This window comes from Novosphingopyxis iocasae (assembly GCF_014334095.1).
Lineage (GTDB): Bacteria > Pseudomonadota > Alphaproteobacteria > Sphingomonadales > Sphingomonadaceae > Novosphingopyxis > Novosphingopyxis iocasae.
Window position 1 is genome coordinate 380249 of record NZ_CP060495.1, and the last position, 24445, is coordinate 404693.

27 protein-coding genes are annotated in these 24445 nt (G+C 64.3%); 10 read left to right on the forward strand and 17 right to left on the reverse strand.

The genetic code is table 11. The features are described from left to right. Positions 1–3: 3 nt before the first annotated feature. Positions 4–687: a DUF2490 domain-containing protein gene (locus tag H7X45_RS01875; protein WP_187335881.1), complete on the reverse strand. Its 684-nt coding sequence runs from the start codon at positions 685–687 to the stop codon at positions 4–6. Positions 688–754: 67 nt separating this feature from the next. On the opposite strand from H7X45_RS01875, the gene fsa reads away from it, so the two are divergent. After that, positions 755–1408 carry a fructose-6-phosphate aldolase gene (gene fsa / locus H7X45_RS01880; RefSeq protein WP_187335882.1) on the forward strand — a complete coding sequence of 218 codons (654 nt, stop codon included), beginning with the start codon at positions 755–757 and terminating at the stop codon, positions 1406–1408. A 132-nt stretch (positions 1409–1540) separates the two neighbouring features. Next, on the forward strand, positions 1541–2947 hold the full coding sequence (locus H7X45_RS01885) for a DNA recombination protein RmuC (protein ID WP_246449567.1): 1407 nt from the start codon (positions 1541–1543) through the stop codon (positions 2945–2947). Between the two features lie 300 nt (positions 2948–3247). Here H7X45_RS01885 and H7X45_RS01890 read toward each other — a convergent pair whose 3' ends face one another. From H7X45_RS01890 to H7X45_RS01925, 8 genes are all read right to left on the reverse strand, one after another. Further along, the gene (locus H7X45_RS01890) at positions 3248–4126 is read right to left on the reverse strand and encodes an META domain-containing protein (protein ID WP_187335883.1); all 879 of its coding nucleotides are present in this window, start codon (positions 4124–4126) and stop codon (positions 3248–3250) included. 67 nt (positions 4127–4193) lie between these two features. Further along, positions 4194–5003 (reverse strand): TrmH family RNA methyltransferase, encoded by an 810-nt coding sequence (locus tag H7X45_RS01895; protein ID WP_187335884.1) that lies wholly within the window; start codon positions 5001–5003, stop codon positions 4194–4196. 2 nt (positions 5004–5005) lie between these two features. Beyond that, on the reverse strand, positions 5006–5284 hold the full coding sequence (locus H7X45_RS01900) for an HPr family phosphocarrier protein (RefSeq protein ID WP_187335885.1): 279 nt from the start codon (positions 5282–5284) through the stop codon (positions 5006–5008). Continuing rightward, on the reverse strand, positions 5281–5685 hold the full coding sequence (locus tag H7X45_RS01905) for a PTS sugar transporter subunit IIA (RefSeq protein WP_187335886.1): 405 nt from the start codon (positions 5683–5685) through the stop codon (positions 5281–5283). The genes H7X45_RS01900 and H7X45_RS01905 overlap by 4 nt, the downstream gene beginning before the upstream one ends. Continuing rightward, positions 5682–6626, reverse strand: coding sequence for an RNase adapter RapZ (gene rapZ / locus H7X45_RS01910; protein WP_187335887.1), 945 nt, complete (start codon positions 6624–6626; stop codon positions 5682–5684). The genes H7X45_RS01905 and rapZ overlap by 4 nt, the downstream gene beginning before the upstream one ends. After that, a complete protein-coding gene (locus tag H7X45_RS01915) occupies positions 6623–7102 on the reverse strand; it encodes an HPr kinase/phosphorylase (RefSeq protein ID WP_214645511.1) in 480 nt (159 codons plus the stop codon). Before H7X45_RS01915 ends, rapZ begins: the two co-directional genes overlap by 4 nt. Then, positions 7099–8601, reverse strand: a complete 1503-nt coding sequence (locus tag H7X45_RS01920) for a sensor histidine kinase (protein ID WP_187335888.1) — start codon at positions 8599–8601, stop codon at positions 7099–7101. Before H7X45_RS01920 ends, H7X45_RS01915 begins: the two co-directional genes overlap by 4 nt. A gap of 34 nt (positions 8602–8635) precedes the next feature. Continuing rightward, positions 8636–9346 (reverse strand): response regulator transcription factor, encoded by a 711-nt coding sequence (locus tag H7X45_RS01925; protein WP_187335889.1) that lies wholly within the window; start codon positions 9344–9346, stop codon positions 8636–8638. 302 nt (positions 9347–9648) lie between these two features. Between H7X45_RS01925 and H7X45_RS01930 the strand changes: the two genes are divergently transcribed. After that, entirely contained in the window at positions 9649–11253 is a 1605-nt protein-coding gene (locus tag H7X45_RS01930) for a phosphoenolpyruvate carboxykinase (RefSeq protein ID WP_187335890.1), read from the forward strand. Between the two features lie 127 nt (positions 11254–11380). After that, on the forward strand, positions 11381–12499 hold the full coding sequence (locus H7X45_RS01935) for a mechanosensitive ion channel family protein (protein ID WP_187335891.1): 1119 nt from the start codon (positions 11381–11383) through the stop codon (positions 12497–12499). 4 nt (positions 12500–12503) lie between these two features. Here the strand turns inward: H7X45_RS01935 and H7X45_RS01940 are convergent, their stop codons facing one another. After that, positions 12504–12929, reverse strand: coding sequence for an organic hydroperoxide resistance protein (locus H7X45_RS01940; RefSeq protein WP_187335892.1), 426 nt, complete (start codon positions 12927–12929; stop codon positions 12504–12506). A 111-nt stretch (positions 12930–13040) separates the two neighbouring features. Between H7X45_RS01940 and H7X45_RS01945 the strand changes: the two genes are divergently transcribed. Further along, the gene (locus tag H7X45_RS01945; protein ID WP_187335893.1) at positions 13041–13484 is read left to right on the forward strand and encodes a MarR family winged helix-turn-helix transcriptional regulator; all 444 of its coding nucleotides are present in this window, start codon (positions 13041–13043) and stop codon (positions 13482–13484) included. 88 nt (positions 13485–13572) lie between these two features. Further along, positions 13573–14142, forward strand: a complete 570-nt coding sequence (locus H7X45_RS01950) for a manganese efflux pump MntP (protein WP_187335894.1) — start codon at positions 13573–13575, stop codon at positions 14140–14142. Positions 14143–14146: 4 nt separating this feature from the next. On the opposite strand, the gene H7X45_RS01955 is transcribed toward H7X45_RS01950, so the two are convergent. Together H7X45_RS01955 and H7X45_RS01960 are read right to left on the reverse strand one after the other, a co-directional pair. Continuing rightward, on the reverse strand, positions 14147–14668 hold the full coding sequence (locus H7X45_RS01955) for a GNAT family N-acetyltransferase (RefSeq protein ID WP_187335895.1): 522 nt from the start codon (positions 14666–14668) through the stop codon (positions 14147–14149). Positions 14669–14715: 47 nt separating this feature from the next. Beyond that, positions 14716–15522: a COG4705 family protein gene (locus H7X45_RS01960; RefSeq protein WP_187335896.1), complete on the reverse strand. Its 807-nt coding sequence runs from the start codon at positions 15520–15522 to the stop codon at positions 14716–14718. A gap of 142 nt (positions 15523–15664) precedes the next feature. On the opposite strand from H7X45_RS01960, the gene H7X45_RS01965 reads away from it, so the two are divergent. Next, complete coding sequence (locus H7X45_RS01965; protein WP_187335897.1) at positions 15665–16171, forward strand: helix-turn-helix transcriptional regulator; 507 nt, start codon at positions 15665–15667, stop codon at positions 16169–16171. On the opposite strand, the gene H7X45_RS01970 is transcribed toward H7X45_RS01965, so the two are convergent. The 3 genes from H7X45_RS01970 to H7X45_RS01980 form a co-directional block, all read right to left on the reverse strand. Then, the gene (locus tag H7X45_RS01970) at positions 16168–16482 is read right to left on the reverse strand and encodes a hypothetical protein (protein WP_187335898.1); all 315 of its coding nucleotides are present in this window, start codon (positions 16480–16482) and stop codon (positions 16168–16170) included. The genes H7X45_RS01965 and H7X45_RS01970 overlap by 4 nt on opposite strands. A 149-nt stretch (positions 16483–16631) precedes the next feature. Continuing rightward, positions 16632–17012 (reverse strand): hypothetical protein, encoded by a 381-nt coding sequence (locus H7X45_RS01975; RefSeq protein WP_187335899.1) that lies wholly within the window; start codon positions 17010–17012, stop codon positions 16632–16634. A 131-nt stretch (positions 17013–17143) separates the two neighbouring features. Continuing rightward, positions 17144–18739: an isocitrate lyase gene (locus H7X45_RS01980; RefSeq protein WP_187335900.1), complete on the reverse strand. Its 1596-nt coding sequence runs from the start codon at positions 18737–18739 to the stop codon at positions 17144–17146. 197 nt (positions 18740–18936) lie between these two features. Here H7X45_RS01980 and H7X45_RS01985 point away from each other — a divergent pair, with 197 nt between their 5' ends. After that, positions 18937–20346: a helix-turn-helix domain-containing protein gene (locus H7X45_RS01985; RefSeq protein ID WP_187335901.1), complete on the forward strand. Its 1410-nt coding sequence runs from the start codon at positions 18937–18939 to the stop codon at positions 20344–20346. 186 nt (positions 20347–20532) lie between these two features. Here the strand turns inward: H7X45_RS01985 and H7X45_RS01990 are convergent, their stop codons facing one another. Then, on the reverse strand, positions 20533–20985 hold the full coding sequence (locus H7X45_RS01990) for an NfeD family protein (protein ID WP_187335902.1): 453 nt from the start codon (positions 20983–20985) through the stop codon (positions 20533–20535). 4 nt (positions 20986–20989) lie between these two features. After that, on the reverse strand, positions 20990–21961 hold the full coding sequence (locus H7X45_RS01995) for an SPFH domain-containing protein (RefSeq protein ID WP_187336936.1): 972 nt from the start codon (positions 21959–21961) through the stop codon (positions 20990–20992). 137 nt (positions 21962–22098) lie between these two features. Between H7X45_RS01995 and H7X45_RS02000 the strand changes: the two genes are divergently transcribed. Continuing rightward, positions 22099–22932 carry an HpcH/HpaI aldolase/citrate lyase family protein gene (locus tag H7X45_RS02000; protein ID WP_187335903.1) on the forward strand — a complete coding sequence of 278 codons (834 nt, stop codon included), beginning with the start codon at positions 22099–22101 and terminating at the stop codon, positions 22930–22932. A gap of 5 nt (positions 22933–22937) precedes the next feature. After that, complete coding sequence (locus H7X45_RS02005) at positions 22938–24437, forward strand: M20/M25/M40 family metallo-hydrolase (protein ID WP_187335904.1); 1500 nt, start codon at positions 22938–22940, stop codon at positions 24435–24437. The last annotated feature ends 8 nt before the right edge of the window (positions 24438–24445 follow it).

The following is a 24445-nucleotide window of genomic DNA, read 5'->3' on the forward strand; positions in this document are numbered from 1 at the left end:
GGATCAGAAATGATAGCCGGCCACGACCAGCGCGGTGTGGCTCATTTTGTCGTCGCCGGGGCGGAAGACCCACTGGTTGAAATAGTTCACATCCAGATTGAACCGGTCCGTCACCGGATAGCGCAGCCCGGCCGTGGTCCAGGCCTGATCGAAGCCGCTGGTCTGCCGATCATTGCTGTTGACCTTGTAGAAGATTTCTTCGCTCAGCACAGGCTTTAGCTTGGTATCGCCCAGTTCGGGCCCGACATATTGGACCATCTGGCGCAGGCGTACACCGACATCGTTGCTGCCGCTGGAAAACAGCCGCTCCTCCAGCCGGGTGCGAGAGGTTATGGCGCCGCCGGCCTTCAGCGGAAAATCGATCCACGCATCCTGATGCGGCCGGTTTTCGGCGATCGTGAAATCGCCGTCGCTATAATTCCAGAACTGGCCGTACCCGCCGCCCAGGCGGACATGCTCGGCAACATGCGTGAGTAACGTGCCGCGCAGCACATAAGCGCTGAGTCCCTCGGCATCTTCGTTCATGCGCAGACTGGTGTCGACGACAAGCTGGTTCTGCTCACCCAATGGGACGAACACGATACCGTTGAGCCACAGCTCGGCTTGATCTTCGGCGTGGACCGGGGTGGCGAAGGCAAGTGCGAAGGCGCACGGGACGAGAGCCGAAAGGCGAGGAAGGACTGGCATAATGGTGGGAGCAGCGTTTAGGGGGAAGCTATTGAATTATCCCTAACGCCCGCGAAAGGCCGCGCCCATGAAATTCTTCGTCGACACCGCCGACACGTCCGAAATCGCAGACCTCGCCGAAACCGGTCTGCTGGACGGCGTCACCACCAATCCCTCGCTGATCAAGAAGGCGGGCCGCGATTTCAAGGAAGTGGTGACCGAAATCTGCGGCCTCGTCGACGGCCCGGTCAGCGCCGAAGTCGTCGCCCTCGATCATGACACCATGATGCGCGAGGCCGAGGTGCTGCGGAAGATCGCCGACAATGTCTGCATCAAGGTGCCGCTCACCGTCGATGGGCTGAAGACCTGCAAGAAGCTGACCGAAGACGGCACAATGGTGAACGTTACGCTCTGCTTCTCGGCCAATCAGGCGCTGCTCGCCGCCAAGGCCGGTGCCAGCTTCATCTCGCCGTTCGTGGGCCGCCATGACGACAATGGTTTCGACGGCATGCGCCTGATCGACGATATCCGCCTGATCTACGATAATTACGCGTTCGACACCGAAATCCTGGTCGCCTCCATCCGCCACCCGATCCACCTCCTCGAAAGCGCGAAGATTGGCGCGGACGTTGCCACCATGCCGCCCGCCGTCATCCGCGGCCTGTTCAAGCATGTGCTGACCGACGCCGGGATCGAGGCGTTCCTGAAGGACTGGGAGGCCACCGGCCAGTCGATCGGCTGAGGTCCTGTCCCCGCCCGGATGGCAGGTCCGGGCGGGCCAGCCGATTCCGGCCAATCATAAAACCCGTCCACATCGCTTGCGGCGGCCTGTCCGCGGCGCTATCGTTCCCGCTCTGTTCGTGGGGAGAAAGCCGTGGATCCGATCATCACCGTTATTGCCGTCATCGCGGCGCTTATTCTGGGCGCCGGGCTCGGCTGGATGTTGGCGAAACGCGGGGGCGATGACGCCAAGGCGGCGGTCGAGCTGTTGCGGATGCAGCTGGAAAGCGTCACGCGCGAGCGGGACGAAGCCAAGGCGGAGATGGCCGCAGTGCGCGGCGAAATGCAGGGCCTGCGCGATCGTGCGGAGTATGACCGCAGCGAGCTGGCTTCGCTGAAATCGGGCCAGGAAGAGCGCAACCGTGCTTATGAAGCGCGGATCGCCGAACTGCGCGAGGTGAAGGAGCTGTCCGAAAAGGCGTTGGCCGCCGCGAACGAGGAAGCGCGCAAGGCACTGTCCGCGCAGTTCAGCGAGATCGGCGGCAAGCTGCTCGGCGAGGCGCAGAAGAACTTTCTGGAACGCGCCGATCAGCGCTTCCACCAGCAGGGCGAGCGCAACGAGGAGAAAATTCGCCAGTTGCTCGCCCCGGTCGGCGAACGCCTCAAAAGCTATGAGGAGCAGGTCGGCAAGATCGAGAAGGAGCGGACCGAGGCCTATGGCACTTTGACCGGCTTGATCGGCGAGATGAAGGAAGGCCAGCAGCGCGTACAGAGCGAGGCGGCCAAGATTGTTAACTCACTTCGGGCTGCCCCCAAAACAAGTGGTCGCTGGGGCGAGCAGCAGTTTGAGAATCTTCTTGAAGTCGCTGGCTTGAAAAAAGGCATCGATTTCAAACCCGAGGTCTCCGTGCAGGGCGAAGACGGCGTGTTGCGTCCGGATTACGTCATTATGCTTCCGGGTGATCAGCAATTGATTGTAGACATAAAGTGTCCGTTAGATGCGTACATGGAAGCTGTTGGGGAAGCTGATCCGCAAGTTCGACAAATGCAACTCAACCGCCATGCGGCAGCTATAAGAGGGCACGCAGCAGCTTTGGGTAAAAAAGCTTATTGGTCGCAGTTCGACAAAGCGCCAGACTATGTAGTCCTTTATGTTCCTGGCGATAATTTTCTGTCGGCGGCCTTAGAAGCCGATATGTCACTTTGGGAGGACGCAGCGCGGAACAGGGTGCTTGTGAGTGGGCCGGCTACCTTTTTCCCCTTAGCTCGCACTATCGCTAATATGTGGCGTCAGCAAAAACTGAACGATGACGCGCGGAAAATTGCCGATCACGCGAGAAAGCTATACGATGATCTCGCTCTTGCCGCCGAGCGCTACAACAAGCTTGGACGCAGTCTTACGACGGCAGTTCGCGATTACAATGAATTCTCCGCTCCATTTGGGCGGCTCGCGAAACGAGGAAGCGAACTCGAAGAGTTAGGCGTCGAACGTGGAAAGCGTAAGATAGAGCCTTCGAGCGAAGTCGCTAGTTTACCTAGCCCAGCTGAAATCGATGAATAGAATTCAGGGCGCTCCCACTACTCCCCTATTGAAATTGCAATTAAAAGACCGGCAAGAAGGAACTGGAAGTCGTGTGAGAGCTCGACGCGTTGGCGCGCTATGGCGATGTCGAGGAGGCGTAGGAGGAAGAAGCCGAAGCAACGGAGTGAGTTGCTTCGGAAATATCTGCGGTTCGGAAATGCAGGGCTTCGACAAGCTCAGCCCGGACGGATTGCGTTTAAGCTGAGCGCCGCGGTAGTCCGGCCCGAATGGGCGAGGGGATAGGTCTGCTCGAATGGAGCTGATGGCCCGCGCGTTCGCTCAGTAGAACGGGCTCAGCACCGCCACTCGGCCATCGGGCGCGCTCAGGATCATATTGCCATTGGGGGCATAGCGGATCGCGCCGAGACGGCGGGTGAGCTGGCCCACGGGCTGCGCCTGCGCGGCGTCGAGCAGGTCGAGAAACGCGCGCTCCTGCCCCATGACGGCGGGATCGCACGCCATGCGCGTGGTACGCGCGGGGCCGAAGCTCACCGCCATGCCGTCCACCACATAATCGGCGTTGATGCGATTACAGCCCACGCTGCCGCTGAACTGCTGCCCATCGAAGCTGATCACGGCATCGCGGCTTTCGACCGGCAGGCCGTTGACGCTGAGAAGCTGCCAGCGCGTTCCGGCCAGATCGCGCTGTCCGGCATGGGGCTGATCCACCGCCATTTCCGGGCGGCCGGCAAAGTCGCCGCCGCATCCGCGCAAGGTGCGCCCGCCTGGAAGGTCCACCATCACCGTGTCGGCATAGCGGCGGTCACTCATCCTATCGGAACAGCGGCTGTAGGTGACATCCACCGTCATGCCGTCGGCGACATAGCGCATGCCGTTGAAACTCGGCCTTCCAGGCGGCGTAGGCACGCTGATCTGCTCACCATTCGCCCCTTGGTAGCGGATCGACTGCGCATCCATGTCCAGGCTCCAAAACGGTTCTGTGCCCACGGCGCGATACGGAAAGGTGACGCCTTGGGCACGCGCCGGGCCGTCTTGCGCATAGCCGACATTGTCATAATCGCCGGGCGGATATGTGCCCGCCGGATTTTGCGGGTAACCGCCATATTCGCCGGAATAACGATCGCCATAGGGGTCGAGCGTTTGGCATCCGGCAAGGGCGAGCGCGGCGAGGGGGATCAGGGCAAGGGTTCGGGTCATGTCGCCAGAACGTTCCGCTATCGCAACCGTTCCGGTCATGCGCCAGTTGCGCGGACAGGCCCGCCGTTCAGGCGCGGCGAAGCTGGTTCAGCACCTCATAGGCCATCACCGCCGTCGCCACCGCGGCATTGAGGCTGTCCGCCTTGCCCATCATCGGCATGCGGACCAGGATGTCGCAAGCATCCTCATAAGCTTCCGGCAGGCCGCGCGCCTCATTGCCCGTCAGGATGAAGACGGGCGGGGCGTAAGCGGGGGCCTGATAATCGGTTTCGGTGCGCAGGCTGGTGCCGACGAGCTGGCCCGGCCCGGCGCGCAGCCAGTCGAGGAAATCGCCGCGGTTCGCGCGCGCGATTTTCTGCGTGAACAGCGCGCCCATGCTGGCGCGCACCGCCTCCACCGAAAAGGGATCGGTGCAATCGTCGAGGAGGATCAGCCCGCCTGCGCCCACCGCATCGCCGGTGCGCAGCATGGTGCCGAGATTGCCCGGATCGCGCATTTCCTGCGCCACCAGCCAGATCGGCGCGGCGGCGCGGTCGAGATCGTCCAGCGCTGTCGGCAAATCCGCGAAGACGCCGAGCACAGTTTGTGGATTGGACTTGCCGGAGAGTTTTTCCAATATGTCGACCGAGGTTTCGATCACCTCGCCGCCGCGCGCGAAAACCTCGCGCTCCAGTGCGGCGATCAGCGGATGTGGATCGGCCTTATCGGAAAGCACCAGCGTTTCGGGCAGATGCCCGGCCTCGCGCGCCTCGGTAAGGATGCGCAATCCTTCGGCCAGGAAACGCCCCTCGCGCCGCCGGTGCTTCTTGTCGCGCAGCGAGCGGATGAATTTGACGCGCGGGTTCGAAAACCCGGTGATGGTCTGACGCTCGGGCAAGGCTATTCGCCGAAGCCGTCCATCACCAGCCCGGCCAGCTTGTCGCACCAGAGCGCGGCGTCGGGCCCTTCGACCTGAATCGTGATCTCGCTGCCCTTGCCGGCGCCCAGCATCATCAGGCCCATGATCGATCCGCCCGGCACGCTATGGCCGTCCTTCACTACCTCGGCCGAAACAGCGTCCGGCAGCCGCGCGACCAGTCCGACGAACTTGGCGCTTGCGCGCGCATGAAGCCCCTTGTCGTTGACGATGGTGACGGTGCGGCTGGCGGTTTCGCTCATTTGTCGGAATCCAGCAGTTCGGAGGCGACGGAGATATATTTTCGGCCCGCCTCACGCGCCGCGCCCACCGCCTCGACAATGCCGAGGTTGCGCCGGGCGCTGTCGAGCCGGATCAGCATCGGCAGATTTACCCCCGCAATCACCTCCACCCGGCCTTTTTCAAGGAGAGAGATGGCAAGGTTGGACGGTGTGCCGCCGAACAGATCGGTCAGGATGATCGCGCCCTGACCGCTGTCGACATCGGCAACGGCATTGCCGATCTCCCTGCGGCGCACTTCCATATCGTCGTTCGGGCCGATGCAGATCGTGGCGATCTGCTCCTGCCGTCCGACGACATGCTGCATGGCGACGAGAAACTCGGTCGCCAGATTGCCATGCGTCACCAGAACCATGCCGATCATTCGGCGGTGCCCTTTTTTTGCGCTGTGCGACTCATGCCGGGGCCATTCCTCAAATTTTCCAGACTGTCCACCGGGCGCGAGCCGAGATCGCGATGTTCGATATTCGGCGAATAGCCTTCCTCGCGCAGCATTTCGGCAAAGGTGGCGGCGAAGCAGACCGAGCGGTGCCGCCCGCCAGTGCAGCCGAAACCGATGTTCACATAGGCTTTCGCTTCCGCCTGATAGCGGGGGAGCAGAAACAGTACGAGATCGCGGATCTTGGCAAAAGCGCTGTCGAAATCGCTATCGGCGCGCACATAATCGCACACCGCATCATCCAACCCGGTGAGCGGGCGCAGATCGTCCACCCAATGCGGATTGCGCAGGAAGCGCAGATCGAAAATCAGATCCGCATTGTGCGGTACGCCGCGCGAGAAGCCGAAGCTGGTCACGGTGATGGTGGTGCCGCGCGCATGGCCGGTGTCGAACCGTTCGCGCACCTGCGCCTTCAGATCGCTGACCGAAAGCTTGGAGGTGTCGATCACCATATCCGCCCAGCGGCGCAGCGGGGCCATGATGGAACGTTCCTGCGCGATGCCGTCGGCGGCAGGCCGGTCTTGCGCCAGCGGATGCGGGCGGCGCGTTTCGGAAAAGCGGCGTTCCAGTTCCCAGCCCTGGCAGTCGAGAAACAGCGTGGAGATGTCATCGCCGCGCTTGGAATGCAGTTTCTTCACCTGCTGGATCAGCTCTTCCGGAGTGAAGCCGCGCGTCCGGCTGTCGAAACCCAAAGCGAGCGGGGCATCGCCGCTCGGCAGCTTCAAAAGCTGGCCGACCAGCCGGATCGGCAAATTGTCGATGGTTTCCCAGCCGAGATCTTCCAGTTGGTTGAGCACGGTCGATTTGCCCGCGCCGGACAGACCGGTGACCAGCAATATCGTCTTGGGGGCGGCAGGATCGCTCATGAATAGCCCCGTTCTTTAGACCCGGCGTCGGCCCCGTCAACCATAGCCCCCTTGGCCACGCGCAGCGCCATCTCCGCCTTGATCGGCGCGCTCGCCTCCAGCGCGGCGAGGCGCATTGAGGGGATGGGGATGCCCAGCCAGCGGCGATGTTCGGGGCCGGGGAGGCGCTCTGGCACCGCATCGCACTGCACGGCGAGGCGAAAGGGTGCGGCGGCGACATGCGGCACGGTCACGATATCGAGCCCACGCACCTCCATGCGGCCCGCAAACTCTGCCGCGCCGGACAAGGTGATAGTCTCGCCGTGGCGTGCTAGCCGCACCCGATCGTCGGCGATCAGCAGCGCGCCGCGATCGATGAGGCGTAGCGCCAGATCGGATTTGCCGCAGCCCGGACGGCCCAGCAGCAGTATGCCTTCTGCTCCAATGGCGACCGCGGTGCCGTGCACCACCTTGCTGGACGAATTGCCCTCCATCATTCGGTCACTCCCGCGCGCGGCAGGCGGATTTCAAAACAGGCCCCTTCGCGATCGTCGATCCGGTCGACAGCGCGGATGCTGCCCTGATGGCCGTCGATGATGGTGCGTGCGATGGCCAGCCCGAGGCCGCTATGCTTGCCGAAGCTCTCGCTCGCCGGGCGGCGGCTGTGGAAGCGTTCAAACACCGCCTCGCGCTGGTCGGGGGGCACGCCCGGGCCTTCGTCCATCACGCGCACCAGCACCTCGCTTGCCGTTTTACTGACCAGAATTTCCACCTCGCCGCCATCTGGAGAGAAGGAAATGGCGTTGTCGATCAGATTCTCGAACACGCGCTCCAGCCGCACATCCTCCCCCATCACGCAGGCGATATCGCCGACCGGGGGCACGAAGCGCAGATAGACGGTGTCGCCGCCATTGGCCCTCTCCCGGCGGGAGGCGAGCAGCTGTTCGATCATCGCGGCGATATCGACCCGCTCGAACTTGGCGCGCGAAAGCTGCGAATCCACCCGGCTCGCTTCGCTGATGTCGCTGATCAGCCGGTCCAGCCGGCGCACGTCGCTGGAAGCGATGTCGAACAGCTTCGCGCGCAGTTCCTCATCCTCCACCATCTGCAGCGATTCCAGCGCGCTGCGCAGCGAGGCGAGGGGGTTTTTCACCTCATGCGCGACGTCCGCGGCAAAGGCTTCTGTCGCGTCGATTCGTTCGCGCAGCGCATTCGACATGTCCGAAACCGCACGCGCCAGCATGCCGATCTCGTCGCGGCGGGAGGGAAGGCGCGGGATCGACACCTCGCGCGCGAAACCGAGGCGCACCTTCACCGCGTTGCGCGCGAGCAGGCGCAGCGGCTTCACGATCGTGCGGGCAAGAAAAAGCGAAAGCCAGACGGAAATAAGAAGGACGAGAACCGAGAAGATCGCGATGGTCAACCGCTCCTCCCGAATGATGCCGCGGATATCGGCGGCGCGGCTGGTGAGCAGCAGCTTACCACCGCGGAAAGCGGCGCCGGCGCTCAGCACATAGGCGCCGTCCGGGCCTTGGCGGGCGATGCTGTGGAGGCCGTCGCCCTCTTTCAGTTCGGGCCAGCTCGATGCGATATCGGGCTGCGGATCGGCGTAATCGGGCGGCGCGGCGGTGCCGACCAGCGCGTCGGTGGCCCGGTCGACCTCGCGCGCAAAGGCGCGCCGGAACGGAATCGAGTCGATCTGCTCGACATCGTAATTGGGCGGGGCAAGGGCAAAGCTGTCCGCCGTTTTGCTGCCGTCCGGGCCGTAAAGCCGGATGCGACCGCCGAGCGCGAGGGCGCTGTCTACTAAGAAGGCGTCGCGCTGTGCGGACGGTAGCAGCGGCAGCGCGCGGGCGATGGCATTTGCCTCGCGCTGCAAGGCCTCGGTGCGAATCTGGACGAGCTGCGAACGGTAGCTGTCTAGAAAGAAAAGTCCGCCCGCCAGGAGCACGACCGCGAAAATATTGACGGCGAGGATGCGCGTGGTGAGCGACATCCGCCGGGACCAGCCGAGCGCAAGGCCTTCCGGCTCATTCGGTTGAGAAGCGATAACCCGCTCCGTATAACGTATCGATCGCCTCAAACGTGGAATCGACCTCGCGGAACTTGCGGCGCAGGCGTTTGATGTGGCTGTCGATCGTACGATCGTCGACATAGACGTCGTCCTGATAGGCGGCGTCCATCAGCTGGCTGCGCGTCTTGACCAGGCCCGGCCGCAAAGCCAGCGCCTGCAGGATCAGGAATTCCGTGACGGTCAGGCTGACGGCCTTGCCGTTCCAGCGCACCTCATGCCGCGCCTCGTCCATCGACAGGGGCCCGCGCTCCATCGGTGCGGCGGCCTGTTCGTCCTCGGGCGCTTCGGAAGCGCGCTTCATATAATCGACGCGGCGCAGGATCGCTTTGATCCGGGCAAGGAGAAGGCGCTGGCTGAACGGCTTGGTGATATAATCGTCCGCACCCATGGCAAGGCCCAGCGCCTCGTCCAGCTCGTCATCCTTACTGGTAAGGAAGATCACCGGGAATTCGTGCTTTTCGCGGATGCGGCGCAGCAGCTCCAGACCGTCCATGCCCGGCATCTTCACGTCGAGCACGGCAAGATCTGGCGGATTATCGGTCAGCGCGGCGAGGGCAGCCTGCGAATCGGAATAGAGCCTAGTGGTGTACCCTTCGGCCTGCATCGCGATGGAGACGGAGGTAAGTATGTTCTTGTCGTCATCGACAAGGGCGATGGTGCCGGCCATGTGTCCGCTGGTCCTTATTGCCTGCCGATGCGTCGTTTTTCGCGCGTTAAAACAGGGCGGCGCGGCCCGCAAGTCCGGCCTTTCCGCCATGTGCCCCGCCACCCCTCCGGCTAACGCTCTGAAGGGTGCGGTGCAGCAATGCATACGAATGCAAAGCCGCGATTGACGCGCTGGATCGGCTGATCTACCGGCATGTCATCTGAGAACATCACCACCGCATTCGTCGACGCCTCTTAATAGAAGGCAAGTCGGGTGCAGGCGGACTTTGCCCGTTTCATCCGTTTTGAAAGAATGCGTGCCCCATGTCCCAGTCCCCCAACCAGCAGCCCAATGTCTCGCTTTCCGAACAGGGCTTTTCCGTCTCTGCTTATTGTCACTGGAACTTGCAGCGCGCGGCGCTGGTCGAAGCGGCGGTCGCGGGCGGGGAAGGGCGCTTGGCGAAGGACGGTCCGCTGGTCGTGGAAACCGGCAAGCACACCGGCCGCTCGGCCAAGGACAAGTTCATCGTTCGCGACGCAGAGACCGAAGATAATATCTGGTGGGATAACAACGCTGCGATGAGCCCGGAGCATTTCGCCGCGCTGAAAGAAGACTTCCTGAGCGCGCTCGGCGAAAAGAAAACGCTCTATTGCCAGGATCTGTTCGGCGGATCGCAGCCCGAGCACCGCGTCGCCGTGCGCGTGATCAACGAGCTGGCCTGGCACAATCTGTTCATCCGCACGATGCTGTGCCGCCCGACCGAGGAGGAGCTGGCCGGTTTCAGCCCCGAATATACCGTGATCGATCTGCCCAGCTTCAAGGCCGATCCGGATCGCCACGGCACGCGCAGCGAAACCGTGATCGCGGTGAACTTCACCGAGAAGCTGATCTTGATCGGCGGCACGCGTTATGCTGGCGAGATGAAGAAGAGCGTCTTCGGCCTTCTGAACTATCTGCTGCCGGTAAAGGGCGTGATGCCGATGCATTGCAGCGCCAATATCGGCCCGGACGGTCACAGCGCGGTCTTCTTCGGCCTGTCCGGCACCGGCAAGACCACGCTGTCAGCCGATGCCAGCCGCACGCTGATCGGCGATGACGAACATGGCTGGTCCGACAGCGCCGTCTTCAACTTCGAAGGCGGCTGCTATGCCAAGATGATCCGCCTGAGCGAGGAAGCGGAGCCGGAAATCTATTCGACCACGCGCCGCTTCGGCACCGTGCTGGAAAATGTCGTGATGGACGACGAAACCCGCACGCTGGACCTGGACGATGCGAGCCTGGCGGAGAACAGCCGCGGCGCCTATCCGATCGATTTTATCCCGAACACCAGCGAGAACAATCTCGGTCCCGTGCCCGCGACGGTGATCATGCTGACGGCCGATGCATTCGGCGTGCTGCCCCCGATCGCGCGGCTGACGCCCGATCAGGCGATGTATCACTTCCTTTCGGGCTACACCGCCAAGGTGGCGGGCACCGAAATCGGCGTGACCGATCCGGAAGCGACCTTTTCCACCTGCTTCGGCGCACCGTTCATGCCGCGCCACCCCAGCGTCTATGGCAATCTGCTAAAGGAGCGGATCGCCAAGGGCGGGGTGCAATGCTGGTTGCTCAACACCGGCTGGACCGGTGGGAAGTACGGCACGGGTAAGCGCATGCCGATCAAGGAGACCCGCGCGCTCCTGAACGCTGCGCTGGACGGTTCGCTCAATGACGCCGAATTCCGCACCGACCCCAATTTCGGGTTCGACGTACCGGTATCGGTGCCGGGTGTGGATGATGCGATCCTCGATCCGCGCGAAACCTGGGACGACAAGGCTGCCTATGACGATCAGGCGGCCAAGCTGGTGAAGCTGTTCATCGACAATTTCGCGCCGTTCGAAAGCCATGTCGATCAGGGTGTGAAGGAAGCGGCACCCACCGCCGCCTGACAAGTTTGGAGAGGACCGCCGCGGACCGGGGCCAACCCCGGCCGCGGCACCGTTCTCTTCTAAACCCAACCTCCGCTCCATTCTGCTGCATTGCAGCATGACGCCTTAGCCATTAGCTAGGGCCGCCATGCTCGATATACCGCTCCCCGATTTCTTCGATGGGCTGCCGTTGGTTTGGCGGCATTTGATCGATGTTGCGATTGCCGCGCTGGTGGCGCTCGGCATCCACTTCAGCGTCTTCGCGCTGCTTCGCCGGCTGACGCATAAGTCCGAAAACCGGTCCGACAATATTGTGCTGCGCTATTTGCGCCTGCCCACGCGCTGGCTGTTCGTCGCGATTGCGGTGGGCATCGCGCGGCGCGGCTGGGGGCTCAGCGATCCCACCGTCGATCTATGGCACATGATCGAAGGGATGGCGCTGCCGCTGCTGATCGGCTGGCTTCTCATCGCCATCCTGCGCGCCTTGCGGGAGGTGGTGGAACTGCATGCCGACATCACGGTCGAGAACAATCTCAACGCGCGCCGCCGCCGTACCCGCACAGGGATATTGGTGCGCATCGGTATCTTCCTCATCATCCTCGTCACCGTCGCGATGATGCTGCTGAGCCTGCCCAGCGTGCGCAGCATCGGCGTCAGCCTGCTTGCGTCGGCGGGCCTCGCAGGTCTTGCGGTCGGCGCTGCCGCGCAGCCTGCGCTCAAGAACCTGATCGCGGGTATCCAGATGGCCTTTACCGAGCCGATCCGGATCGAGGATGCCGTGGTCGTCGCGGGCGAGTGGGGGTGGATCGAGGAGATCCGGCTCACTTATATCGTGGTCAAGGTGTGGGACGACCGGCGCCTGATCGTGCCGGTGTCGAAGTTTCTGGAGGAGCCGTTCCAGAACTGGACGCGGACCGGTGCCGGGCTGTTCGGCGCGATCTTTCTCTACCTCGATCCGGCGGCGGATATCGACCGGCTGCGCGCCTATTTCGAAAGCTTCATCGAGGATGAGCCGCTCTATGACGGGCGCGGCAATGTGTTGCAGGTGACCGATATGAAGGCGGACGCGATCGAGCTGCGCATCCTCGCCACGGCCAGTTCTTCACCGCGCACTTTCGATCTGCGCTGCGCGATCCGCGAGAAGATGCTCGCCTTCATCCGCGACGAAATGCCCGAGGCGTTCCCCCGGACCCGAGCATTGCTCGGGAGCGACGAAACGCCCCGGGTGTCGATGAGCCCGGCGGAGGGAGGCATACCGGGCTCATAAAACGTCAGGCCAAGGAAAGGCCGACGTCGACATTGCCGCGGGTGGCGTTCGAATAGGGGCAGATCTGGTGCGCCGCATCGATGAGCTTTTGTGCGTCCTCGCGCTCCAGCCCGGGTAGCGCCACTTCCAGATCGGCGGTGATGCCGAAGCCGCCTTCCGAGCGCGGGCCGATACCCACCTGCGCGGTCACCGACACGTCAGCTGGCACCTTCAGCTTCAGCTGCTGCCCGGCGACCTTCAGTGCGCCGATGAAGCATGCGGCGTAACCGGCCGCGAAAAGCTGCTCCGGATTGGTGCCGTCACCGCCCGCGCCGCCCAGTTCCTTGGGGCTCGAAAGGTTCACCGCCAGCTTGCCATCCTGCGATTTCGCCGTGCCGTCACGACCGCCGGTTGCGGTGGCCTGCGTGCGATATTTTACGTCGATGCTCATCATGCGCTCCTTCGTTTATCGCGATAACATTTAGGGTGGCCAGAAACCTCTGTCCAGAACTATTTGTCGCGATAAGGATTGCGCGCTAACAGAGAGCAAAGGAGGCGCTTCATGCCCGGACCATTACCGCTCGATCAGCAGCTCTGTTTCTCGCTTTATGCCACCTCGATGGCGATCAATCGCATTTACAAGCCGATGCTGGACAAGCTCGGCATCACCTATCCGCAGTTCCTTGTTCTACAGGCGCTGGCGGAGGAGGAGGATGGGCGCTCCATCGGTGCGATTGCAGAGCGGCTGGCGCTGGAGCCGAGCACGATCACCCCGCTGGCCAAGCGCCTGGAAGCCGCAGGACTGGTCAGCCGCACGCGCGATCCCAAAGACGAACGCCAAGTGCGCGTGCGGCTTACCGATCTAGGGCGTGAGCGGTGGGCGGAGACCGGCTGCCTCGCCCCCATGATCTACGAACGAGCGGGCATGTCCACGGACCGTCTCGTTGCGCTGAACGCGGAGGTAAAGGCGCTGCGTGATGCGCTGACAGGCAACGGGACCGCCTGAGGCGACCGGCGGTGTAGCGCTTGTCAGCGGCGGCTGCTTTTTATAGGCCCGCCGCGTCCGCACGCTGTTCGTGCGGTGGAGATGTTCGATGACCCCAGCCGCAATCGCATTCCTGTCCGTCAGCATGTCGACCGATGCCTTTGCCGCCGCTGTGGGCCGAGGCGCTTCGCACCGGCCGCCCTTGCTTTCCGCCATCAGATCCGGCGCGGTGTTCGGGGTGATAGAGGCGATCACGCCGGTCATCGGCTGGGCGCTGGGGATGGTCGCAGCGGGCTTCGTCGCTTCGGTCGACCACTGGATCGCCTTTGCGCTGCTCGCCGGCGTGGGCGGCCTGATGATATTTCACGCGGTACGCGGCGACGATGACGATGGGAAAGCGCTGCCGGCGAAGGCCGGACCGCTGGCGCTCATCGCCACCGCGATCGGCACCAGTATCGATGCCGCCGCGGTGGGCGTGAGCCTGGCCTTCATCGGCGCGAACATCTGGGTGATCGCCGCGGCCATCGGCTTCAGCACCTTCGTCTTCACCACTATCGGTATGCTGATCGGCGCAAAGGTGGGCGCGCGTTTCGGCCGGTTCGCGGAGATCGGCGGCGGCATCGTGCTGATCGCGATCGGATCGATTATCCTCGTCGAACATCTCGGCCTGATCGGCTGAGGCGTCAGCCGCCCGCGAGCGGTTTTTCCAGCACCGCGAATTCCAGCGGTGGGTCGGTTTCGGCAGGAAAGGGCTCGCGTTCGCCGGTTTGGCGATAGCCGCGCCGTTCGTACCAGGCGATCAGCTCGGGCCGGACGGTGATGACCCACATTGTCATCGTCCGCGCCCCGAAAAGGCGGGCTGCCTCCGCTTCGGCATGGGCCAGAATGCGGTGGCCAATTCCTCCCGCCTGCAACTGCGGATCGACCGTCAGCATGCCCAGATAGGCACCGTCGGCGCCGCGGCGGGAGATCAGCACCGTGCAGATCAGTTCCGCCCCGTCCCACGCCGTCAGCAGGCGATTGTCCGGATCGGCGATGATGTCTGCCAGCTCCGCCTCGCTGGTGCGCGGGGTTTGGATCAGGTCTGCCTCATGCGTCCAGCCCGCGCGGGCCGCGTCGCCGCGATAGGCCCGTTCGATCAGCCGGTGGACCTTCGCCAGATCGGTGGGCGCGGCGGGGCGGAAGGCAAGGGCGGAATCGTGCATAGCCGCCCCATGCGCGAACTGTGCCGGCTCGCCAAGTCCCGAGCGGTTCAGGCGGCCTGTTCCGTCCGGCTGGCACGCTGCGGTACAAAGAGAATCAGCGCCACGATCGCCGCAATCAAGACGCCGGAGGCGACCGCTCGGCTCAGCGCCAGCCCGCCATGCGAAACCGGCTTGTCGAGAAAATCGCCGACCACGGCGCCCAGCGGACGGGTGAGGATGAACGCGCTCCAGAACAGCAGCGCCTTGTCGATCCGCGTCCAGAAATGCGCCGCTGCGACCAGCACCAACAGTCCCCCGAAGATGGCGGCCGCGCCGAGATAGCCGAGCGAACCGTCCGCCACCCAGTCGCCGAGCGCAGTGCCCAGCGTTTGCGAAAAGGTGATGGTGATCCAGTAATAGAGCTCGGCGCGCGGCGTGTGGACCGATTCCACATCGATCCGCCCCAGGGCCTTGTACCAGACCGCCAGCGATCCGAGCACGCAGGCGAGGAGCAGCAGCGATCCGCCCGGATAGCCGATACCCAGCGAGCGCGTGGCGAAATCCGCCATGTTCGTGCCCGCGGTGGTCGAGGCGATGATCGTTGCCCAATAGAGGAAGGGATGGAAGGCGCGCGCCTTGATCTGGAACCAGACGAGGATCGCCAGCGTCACGGCAAAGATGCCGGTGCCCACCAGATAGCCGTTCAGGCCCGATTGCCCGGCGCTGGCCGTGGTTTCGCCCAGCCAGCTCATGCTGACCGTATCGCCCATCGTTTCGCCGAAGGTGGTGGCCAGGATCTTGATGATCCAGAACCCCAATGTGATGGCCGGCACCTTTGCCAATGCCTCGCGGGTTTCGCGGTCGGTCGAATTCATTGATCGGCTCCCATGGCGCGTCTATTCCTGGGGCACCAATGATGCGCGCACCGCGAATCGCCATAAGCAGCCGCTTATGCGGGCCTTTCTGGACCCCCGTTGACGCCGGGCGCGTCGCCGCTCCTCGTCAGGTCTCGGCGGCATGCGCGCTCGGCTGAGTGCACTGACTGGCTCCGGCCTCTTGCTCGCATTGCAGGCGGCGGCAGCGATCTATTTCATTACCGATGCCGTGCTCGATAGCATGACGGGAGAGGCCGGAGAGGCGGCGTGGCTGGCCTGGACGGAAATCCTCGTAGCCGTCGCGCTGGCGATCGGCATCGGGCTCAGCGCGCTCAACATCCGCCGCACTTTGCGGAAATCGCGGCGGCTGTCCGATGCGCTCGTGCTTGCCCGCGGCTCTTTTGCCGAATTGCTCGATGAGCGTTTCGCGCATTGGGGCTTGTCCGCGGCCGAGGCGGAAGTGGCGCTGTTCTCGCTGAAGGGCTGTTCGATTGGTGAAATCGCGTCCCTGCGAGGATCGGCACCGGGCACCGTCCGCTCCCAACTCAGCAAGGTTTACGCCAAGGCGGGCGTCGCGGACCGCGCGGGCCTCGCGACGTCATTCATCGAAGAGCTGATCGACGGCGCCGAAGCGGAGCGCGCCCGCTAGTCCAGCCGGATGCTGGTATCGAGGCCGAGCTCGGCGCGCATGGCGGTGACGCCGAGGCCGACGACGAGCAGATCGAGCAGCTGCTCCGCGCTCTGTCCGATTTCCAGCCGGTCGATCTCGATGAAGCCGGGGCGGCTGGAGCGGCGCTGGCGCATGACATAGCGCCCGCCCTGCGTGCGATAGAGCTGCACCGATCCGACATCGTGATAGTTGACGGACAGCAGCTTCTCCCCGGTGAAGACGAGGTCCAGGCCTCCGGGATTGTCGACGATATGGTCCCGGACTTCCCCGGGCGTGGTAGCGGTGTTCATAAATGTTCCTGATGCGTTGGTCCGATGGAGCGCCGCGCCGGTTCAGCAGCGGCTTGCGCTCCGTTCGGGATCGGCCGCCGCGGGGCGGGGCCGATGAGGGTTCGTGCGAAGATCGGGCGGCCGTTCGGGTGAACGGGCCGCAATGTGCGTCAGGCGAAGGGCGGGGCCCTACTGGGCGGCGGGAGCGCCGCGACTTGCGAGAGCGCCGGGCGCTGCTTTCGGGGGGCGGCCGATTTGTCGGCCGAGGCCGGCAGGACGGGGGTGCGCGACAGGCTGCCGCCTAGGATCGCGGCGCTGTTGCCGCCCGCCACCGGATCGGGCGCACGCTCGACGGTGTGGACCATCGCCACGTCGCTGGCGCGCGTGGGACCGAGCGACACGTCGATCGTGAAAGCGTTGAAGGCCGAGCCGCTGTCCCGGTCCGTCACCGATCCTTCGGGGATCAGCGAATGCGCGAAGATGCTCATGATGAGCACCAGCGCCGCCGCACGCAGCGACATCGCAGGGCCGAAGGGATTGCGGGCGGACATGAGCCGAAAGATAGCGGCGCGGGGCGCAAAAGTGAAGGCGGCCCCCAAAAACGAAACCCGCCCCCGCACGGTGGCGGGGGCGGGCGCTCCTCTCCAGAAGATGGGGCCTGGAAAAGAGAAGGGCGTTCGCGTCAGGCGGCGAACTGGTTCATGGTGTTGTCCTTGCCGCCCGCCTTCAGGGCCGCTTCGCCGGCGAAATACTCCTTGTGATCGTCGCCGATGTCCGAACCGGACATGTTCTGATGCTTCACGCAGGCGATGCCCTGACGGATTTCCTCGCGCTGGACGTTGAGGACGTAACCGAGCATCGCTTCCTCACCGAAATAGCGCTTGGACAGGTTGTCCGTGGAGAGCGCCGCGGTGTGATAGGTCGGCAAGGTGATGAGGTGGTGGAAGATGCCCGCCTCGCGCGCCGCGTCCTTCTGGAAGGTGCGGATGCGCTCGTCAGCTTCGGCGGCGAGATCGCTGCCGTCATAATCCACACTCATCAGCTTGGTACGATCGTAATCGCTCATATCCTTGCCGTCCGCTTCCCAGGCGTCGAAGACCTGCTGGCGGAAGTTCAGCGTCCAGTTGAAGCTGGGCGAGTTGTTGTAGACCAGCTTGGCATTGGGAATGACCTCGCGAATGCGGTTCACCATCCCGCCGATCTGGCCGATATGCGGCTTCTCGGTCTCGATCCAGAGCAGGTCCGCGCCGTTCTGCAGCGAGGTGATGCAGTCGAGGACGCAGCGGTCCTCGCCAGTGCCGGAACGGAACTGGAAGAGATTGGACGGCAGGCGCTTGGGCTTCACCAGCTTGCCTTCGCGGGCAATCAGGACGTCGCCATGGCCGACATTGGACGGATCGACCTCCTCGACATCGAGATAGCTGTTGTACTGATCGGCCAGATCGCCCTTCTCCTTGGTGAAGGCGATCTGCTTGGTCAGCCCGGCGCCGAGCGAGTCGGTGCGCGCAACGATGACGCCGTCGTCGACGCCCAGTTCCAGGAAGGCGTAGCGGACCGCGCGGATCTTCGCGAGGAAGTCCTCATGCGGCACGGTGACCTTGCCGTCCTGATGGCCGCACTGCTTTTCGTCCGACACCTGGTTTTCGATCTGGATCGCGCAGGCCCCGGCCTCGATCATCTTCTTGGCGAGCAGATAGGTCGCCTCGGCATTGCCGAAGCCGGCATCGATATCGGCGATGATCGGGACGACATGCGTCTGGAAGTTGTCGATCTTGTTCTGCAGATCGCGCTGCTTCACGTCGTCGCCCGCTGCATTGGCGGCATCGAGATCGCGGAACAGAAGGCCCAGTTCGCGCGCATCGGCCTGCTTCAGGAAGGTGTAGAGCTCCTCGATCAGCATGGGGACCGAGGTCTTCTCATGCATCGACTGATCGGGCAGGGGGCCGAACTCGCTGCGCAGCGCGGCGACCATCCAGCCGGACAGATAGAGATATTTGCCCTTGGTGCTGCCGAAATGCTTCTTGATCGAAATCAGCTGCTGCTGCCCGATGAAACCGTGCCATGCGCCCAGCGACTGGGTGTAGTTCGCGGGGTCCGTATCATAGGCGTCCATATCGGCGCGCATGATCCCGGCGGTGTACTTGGCGATGTCGAGGCCCGTGAGGAACCGGTTCTGCAGGCGCATGCGGGCGACGGCGGCGGCTTCGATATCGCCCCAGGGCGCACCGTTGCGTTCGATCAGCGTGCTCGCCTCGTCGATCTGCTTGTTATAGGTCATGTTGTAACTCCCATCTTGAATTGGTCTACAAGGTCTTCACAGACTTCCCATCCGGGGGACTCGCGCAAACGCCGGTAAACCGATGCCCTTTCTTTGCCGGAAGGCCGGGCGTGAGGTCAAAAGAATGTTGTAAAAATCGTGTGAACAGGTATGGAATGGGCGGGCAAGTCCTGTAAACCCGTAAAGAATTTACTTGTATGGCCGAAGAACCGTCGCTTCCCGATCGCAAGATTTTCGCCGGGCCGCGTCTGCGCCGGCTTCGCGGGCGGCTGGGCCTGGCGCAAAAGCGCATGGCCGAGGAGCTGGGTATCTCGGCCAGCTACCTGAATCTGATCGAGCGCAACCAGCGCCCGCTGACCGCGCCGTTCCTGCTGAAGCTCACCAGCACCTATAATGCCGATCTGCGCGAACTGATCGCCGAGCAGGACGAACAGATCGAGCGGGAGGTGGCCGAGGCGCTGGCATCGCCCGCGCTGGCCGGGCTCGATATCGGCAAGGCGGAGCTGCAGGAATTCGTCGCCGCGCAGCCCGGCATCGCGCAGGCGTTCATCCGCCTGCACCGCGCCAAGGATGCCGGGCCAGAGGACGGGCCCGCCCCGCGCGAGGGCGCCACGCCGCTGCGCGCGGTGTCTGAATTTATCGAGGGCTCGCGCAATCATTTTGCCGAGCTGGAGGAGCAGTGCGAGGCGCTGGCCGACGAATTGCGGCTCGGCGGCCCCCATTTCCTCAGCAGCGTGTCGGACCGTTTGCGCGTGAAATACGGCTTCACCGTGCGCATCCTGCCCGCGGAGGTGATGCCCCAGCTGCTTCGGCGCTTCGATATCCACAATCGCCAGGTGCAATTGTCCGAGGTGCTGGACAATGCCAGCCGCTCCTTTCAGGCCGCCTATCAGCTTGCCGCGTTCGAGCTGAAACCGGCAATCGACGCGATCGTGGCGCGCGCGGACATGCCGTCCAAACCGGCGCAGCGCCTGCTGCTGCAGAACCTCACCAATTATGCGGCGGGCGCCATGATGATGCCCTATCGGCGCTTTCACGAGGCGGCCGAGGCGACGGGCTATGACATCGCCTTGCTGGAGGCGCGCTTCGGCGCGGGCTTCGAGCAGGTGGCGCATCGCCTGACGACATTGCAGCGGCCCGGCGCGCGCGGCGTGCCCTTCTTCCTGATCCGCGTCGACCGGGCAGGCAATATTTCGAAGCGCTTTTCCGCGGGCAGTCACTCCTTCGCGCGCACCGGCGGCAGCTGTCCGCTGTGGAACCTGCACCGCGCGTTCGAGCGGCATGGCGAGATGCTGACGCAGCTGGTCGAGCTGGAAGACGGCACGCGGTTCCTGACGGTGGCGCGCACGGTGACCGCCTATCGCCAGCCCTTTGGCCAGAGCTCACCGGAATATGCCGTCGCCTTGGGCTGCGAGACGCGCCATGCCCACGGCCTTACCTATGCAGGGGGGCTCGATCTGGACGGTACTGCCATGCCTATCGGGCTGGGCTGCCGCGATTGCACGCGGATCGGCTGTCGCCAGCGCGCCGTGCCGCCTGCGCATCGCCGGATGATCGTGGACGAAACCCAGCGCGGCTGGAACGCCTTTCAGTTTCCGGAAAGCTGAGGGGCGGGGCAGGGAAAACGCCTGGTACGGAAAGATTGGCACACCGCAATTTCCCCACACGCTCGTCGCCCCGGCCCCCGAGCCGGGGCCCAGCTTTTTGATGTGAACGCGCGGTTTGAAGCTGGCCCCCGGATCAAGTCCGGGGTGACGAAAGATAAGGGAGTGGGGCTGTGCTGACCCGCCCCCTCAGCTCTCGATCAACTTTTGCGGCGTTTCCAGCACCAGGACGCCGCCATCGACATGCAGCACCCGCGCGGTTTCCCCCACGGCGAGATCGGGGCCGCGGGCGGGCCAGACGCTGTCACCCACCTTTACGCGCCCGCCATTGGCACTCACCGCATCGACGACGGTGACCGAGGTGCCGACCAGCCGGGCGGAGCGGTTGTTGAGATCGGGGTCGCTGCTCGCCACCGGATTGCGCTTGTAGATCTGGTTGCCGATCATGATCGAGGCGAGGAGGAACAGCGCGAATAGGCCGATCTGATAGACCGGGCCGAAATCGTACATCCAGGTGGCAACGCCCGTCAGCACCGCCGCGGCGCCGACGAATAGCAGATAGATGCCCGGCACGAGCATTTCGGCGACGACCAGCAGGACGCCGCCGATCATCCAGAGCAGATAGGGATCGATATCGTCCATCGGATCAGCGGCCGCGTTTTTCGTCGGCGGTGTTCAGGTCATTGCCGTCGCGGGTGCGCTCTGCCGCGAACGGGCTGGCGACGATCTGCGATGGCTTTTCCTTTGCCGTCGCCGCGTCGGCATGGCCGCCCAACGCTTCGCGAGCCAGCTCCCCGATGCCGCCGATTGTGCCGATCAGCTGCGTCGCTTCCACGGGGAACAGGATGGTCTTGGCGTTGGTGGAGGTAGCGAAGCCGGAAATGGCCTTCACATAATCCTGCGCCACGAAATAGTTGAGCGCCTGCGGGTTGCCGTCGCGGATCGCCTGGGAGACGACCTGCGTGGCCTTTGCTTCGGCCTCCGCCTCGCGCTCGCGCGCTTCGGAGTCGCGATAGGCGGCCTCGCGCCGGCCCTCGGCGGCCAGGATCTTGGATTCCTTTTCGCCCTCGGCCCGCAGAATGGCCGAAGCCCGGTCGCCCTCCGCGTCCAGGATCTGCGCGCGCTTGATCCGCTCCGCCTTCATCTGGCGGGCCATCGCCTCGACGATGTCGCTGGGCGGGCGGATGTCCTTGATCTCGACGCGCGTGATCTTGATGCCCCAGGGCGTGGTGGCATCGTCGACGACATGCAGCAGCCGCGCATTGATTTCGTCTCGCTTGGACAGCGTCTCGTCCAGATCCATCGATCCCATCACCGTGCGCAGGTTGGTGGTCGTGAGGTTCAGGATCGCATTGTAAAGGTCATGCACCTCATAGGCCGCCTTGGGCGCATCGAGCACCTGGAAGAACACCACGCCGTCGCACTGGATCATGGCGTTGTCCTTGGTGATGATCTCCTGACCCGGAATATCCAGCACCTGTTCCATCATGTTCACCTTGCGCCCCACGCCGTAGAAAAAGGGCGGCACGAAGACGAGGCCGGGGGTGGCGGTGGTGGTGTAGCGGCCGAAATGTTCGATCGTATAATGAAAGCCCTGATGGACGATTTTAACCCCCATCAAGCCATAGACCAGAACCAGAAGCGCGATGGCGCCGACGAGATAGATCACGAACAAAACCTCCCTTTGCGATGGCGTTGATTTTGCGCCATTGGAGGGGGAAGGGGAAGGATTATTCGACGAAGGACGCCCGTTCGATGACCGCTGTAGTGAAGCCGGATCTTGTTCATGTGCGTTCGGCGCTGTTCGTGCCGGGCGGGCGCGAAGGGGCGCTGGCCAAGGCGGCCTCGCTCCCGGCGGACATGATCGTGGTCGATCTGGAAGACGCCGTGGCGCCCGATGCCAAGCGCGATGCGCGGGCCGTGGCGGCGCAGGCGATCCGCAGCGGCTTCGGCGGCGGCAAACAGGTGGCGCTGCGCATCAATGCGGCGGACACCGAATGGCATCATGGCGATCTCGATCTGCTGGACGGCCTGCCGGTGGACTATGTCGTCCTGCCCAAGGTGAACGACGGCGCGGCGATCGACGCGCTGAACGGGCGGATCGCCGTGCCGCTGATCCCGATGATCGAAACGGCGGCGGCGATCTATGCCGCGCGCAAGATTGCGGCGATGGAGCCCGTGGCCGCGATGCTGGCGGGCACCAACGATCTGGCGCTCGACCTCGGTGTGCGCGCGGGGCCGAACCGGGAGGGGCTGGAGCTTGCCTTGCAGCAGATCGTGCTGGCGGGCGCGGCCGCGCGCAAGCCGGTGTTCGACGGCGTGTGCAATGTGCTGGACGATGCGGAGCTGCTGGAGCGCCAATGCCGCCAGGGCCGCGCTTATGGCTTTACCGGTAAGACCCTGATTCACCCGGCGCAGGTGGAGACCGCGAACCGCCTGTTCGCCCCCGATGAGGCGGAGCTGGAGCGCGCCCGCGCTCTGATCGACGCAGCCGATGGCGGCGCCGTGCGTTTCCGCGGCGAAATGATCGAGGATCTGCATGTGATCGAGGCGAAGAAGCTGCTGAAACGCGCCAGGGCGCAGCCCTGACGCCCATGATCCGGCGCGTTTGGCCTCTCCTCTGTCTCGCGATCGCCGCCCCGCTCTGTGCGGAGACGACGGCGGTCGAGCCCGCGCCGATCACGGCGGCGGAACTGCGCGCGCATGTCGCGGTGCTAGCCGCTGACGATTATGGCGGCCGCGCCCCCGATAGCGAGGGCGGGCGCAAGACGGTGCACTATATCGCCACGCAGTGGAACGAGGCCGGTTTGCAGCCGGGCGCGGACGCGGCGGACGGCGGGCCAAGCTGGTATCAGCCGGTATCGATGGTGACGCGCAGGCCGCTGTCGGGTAGCGCGCGATTCTTCACGCTGGACGGCAAGCCGGTGCCGATCGCCGATCGCTCCGTCCTGCTATCGGGCCGGGCGGACAGCGGTAAGCTGGACGGTGCGCGCTTGGTGTTCACCGGCTATGGCATTGCCGAGGGCGCGCCGCCGCCCGACCTTACGGGGCGCATCGCGCTGATGCTGGCGGGTCATGCCAGGGGCGAGACGCGCACCCTCGCCGAACGCGCCGCCACGCTGGCGCGGGCAGGGGCCGAGGGCGTGCTGCTGATCTTCGATGAGGACGACAGGGTTTCCTCCTTGCGCGGCACCTGGTTCCGCAAGGCGAGCGAGCTGGCCGATGACGATGCCCGCGCGCCCCGCTTTTATGGCGGCATCGGCGACGAGGCGGCGCGCAAGCTGTTCGCGGCGAGCGGGGACACGCTGGTCGAGGCGCGGCTGCGCGCGGACCAAAATCCGGGGTTGATCGAACCGCTCGCGCTCACCGCCGATCTGACGGCGCGCAGCCAAAACGAGCGCCTGTCGAGCTATAATGTCATCGGGAAGCTGCCCGGCCGCGATCCGAAGGCGGGCGCGGTGATGCTGCTCGGCCATTGGGATCATCTTGGCGTCTGCCGCCCCGAGGGCGCGCCACACCGCATCTGCAACGGCGCGGTCGACAATGCGAGCGGCATCGCCGTGCTGATCGAGGTGGCAGAGCGCCTCGCCAAGGCGCCCCCACTGGACCGCGACGTCTATTTCGTGGCGACGACGGGCGAGGAGATCGGCCTGCTCGGCGCCAAGGCCTTTGCCGAGCATCCGCCGGTGCCGCTGGATCGCATCGTCGCCGCGTTCAACCTCGACACCGTCGCGGTGGCCCCGGCGGGCGAGCCGGTTGCGATCATCGGACGTGGCAAGACGCCGATCGCCGCGGACGTGGGCAAGGTGGCGCGCGCCATCGGGCGGCAGGTGGACGCGGATGACGACGCCAACGCCTATATCAAACGCCAGGACGGCTGGATGCTGCTGCAAAAGGGCGTGCCGACCGTGATGGCCAACGGTGCCTTTTCGGACAGTGCGCGGCTGCAGGCCTTCCTCGGCGGTGCTTACCACACGCCGGACGACCGGTTGACCGACGACACGGATCTGTCCGGCGCGGCGGAGGATGCGGACCTGCACGTAGCGCTGGCCCGGTATTTCGCCGATGAGAGCAGCTATCCGGGGCCGGGCTAGCGTCCGAC

What these genes read in the sequence shown, in the direction of transcription:
- H7X45_RS01875 (WP_187335881.1), bottom strand. Translation starts at nt 687, where the DNA reads ATGCCAGTCCTTCCTCGCCTTTCGGCTCTCGTCCCGTGCGCCTTCGCA.
- H7X45_RS02000 (WP_187335903.1), top strand. Translation starts at nt 22,099, where the DNA reads ATGACCGCTGTAGTGAAGCCGGATCTTGTTCATGTGCGTTCGGCGCTG.
- H7X45_RS01920 (WP_187335888.1), bottom strand. Translation starts at nt 8,601, where the DNA reads ATGTCGCTCACCACGCGCATCCTCGCCGTCAATATTTTCGCGGTCGTG.
- H7X45_RS01970 (WP_187335898.1), bottom strand. Translation starts at nt 16,482, where the DNA reads ATGAACACCGCTACCACGCCCGGGGAAGTCCGGGACCATATCGTCGAC.
- H7X45_RS01890 (WP_187335883.1), bottom strand. Translation starts at nt 4,126, where the DNA reads ATGACCCGAACCCTTGCCCTGATCCCCCTCGCCGCGCTCGCCCTTGCC.
- H7X45_RS01930 (WP_187335890.1), top strand. Translation starts at nt 9,649, where the DNA reads ATGTCCCAGTCCCCCAACCAGCAGCCCAATGTCTCGCTTTCCGAACAG.
- H7X45_RS01995 (WP_187336936.1), bottom strand. Translation starts at nt 21,961, where the DNA reads ATGGGGGTTAAAATCGTCCATCAGGGCTTTCATTATACGATCGAACAT.
- rapZ (WP_187335887.1), bottom strand. Translation starts at nt 6,626, where the DNA reads ATGAGCGATCCTGCCGCCCCCAAGACGATATTGCTGGTCACCGGTCTG.
- H7X45_RS01975 (WP_187335899.1), bottom strand. Translation starts at nt 17,012, where the DNA reads ATGTCCGCCCGCAATCCCTTCGGCCCTGCGATGTCGCTGCGTGCGGCG.
- H7X45_RS01960 (WP_187335896.1), bottom strand. Translation starts at nt 15,522, where the DNA reads ATGAATTCGACCGACCGCGAAACCCGCGAGGCATTGGCAAAGGTGCCG.
- H7X45_RS01980 (WP_187335900.1), bottom strand. Translation starts at nt 18,739, where the DNA reads ATGACCTATAACAAGCAGATCGACGAGGCGAGCACGCTGATCGAACGC.
- H7X45_RS02005 (WP_187335904.1), top strand. Translation starts at nt 22,938, where the DNA reads ATGATCCGGCGCGTTTGGCCTCTCCTCTGTCTCGCGATCGCCGCCCCG.
- H7X45_RS01965 (WP_187335897.1), top strand. Translation starts at nt 15,665, where the DNA reads ATGCGCGCTCGGCTGAGTGCACTGACTGGCTCCGGCCTCTTGCTCGCA.
- H7X45_RS01950 (WP_187335894.1), top strand. Translation starts at nt 13,573, where the DNA reads ATGACCCCAGCCGCAATCGCATTCCTGTCCGTCAGCATGTCGACCGAT.
- H7X45_RS01915 (WP_214645511.1), bottom strand. Translation starts at nt 7,102, where the DNA reads ATGATGGAGGGCAATTCGTCCAGCAAGGTGGTGCACGGCACCGCGGTC.
- H7X45_RS01955 (WP_187335895.1), bottom strand. Translation starts at nt 14,668, where the DNA reads ATGCACGATTCCGCCCTTGCCTTCCGCCCCGCCGCGCCCACCGATCTG.
- H7X45_RS01990 (WP_187335902.1), bottom strand. Translation starts at nt 20,985, where the DNA reads ATGGACGATATCGATCCCTATCTGCTCTGGATGATCGGCGGCGTCCTG.
- H7X45_RS01935 (WP_187335891.1), top strand. Translation starts at nt 11,381, where the DNA reads ATGCTCGATATACCGCTCCCCGATTTCTTCGATGGGCTGCCGTTGGTT.
- H7X45_RS01925 (WP_187335889.1), bottom strand. Translation starts at nt 9,346, where the DNA reads ATGGCCGGCACCATCGCCCTTGTCGATGACGACAAGAACATACTTACC.
- H7X45_RS01940 (WP_187335892.1), bottom strand. Translation starts at nt 12,929, where the DNA reads ATGAGCATCGACGTAAAATATCGCACGCAGGCCACCGCAACCGGCGGT.
- H7X45_RS01905 (WP_187335886.1), bottom strand. Translation starts at nt 5,685, where the DNA reads ATGATCGGCATGGTTCTGGTGACGCATGGCAATCTGGCGACCGAGTTT.
- fsa (WP_187335882.1), top strand. Translation starts at nt 755, where the DNA reads ATGAAATTCTTCGTCGACACCGCCGACACGTCCGAAATCGCAGACCTC.
- H7X45_RS01945 (WP_187335893.1), top strand. Translation starts at nt 13,041, where the DNA reads ATGCCCGGACCATTACCGCTCGATCAGCAGCTCTGTTTCTCGCTTTAT.
- H7X45_RS01985 (WP_187335901.1), top strand. Translation starts at nt 18,937, where the DNA reads ATGGCCGAAGAACCGTCGCTTCCCGATCGCAAGATTTTCGCCGGGCCG.
- H7X45_RS01900 (WP_187335885.1), bottom strand. Translation starts at nt 5,284, where the DNA reads ATGAGCGAAACCGCCAGCCGCACCGTCACCATCGTCAACGACAAGGGG.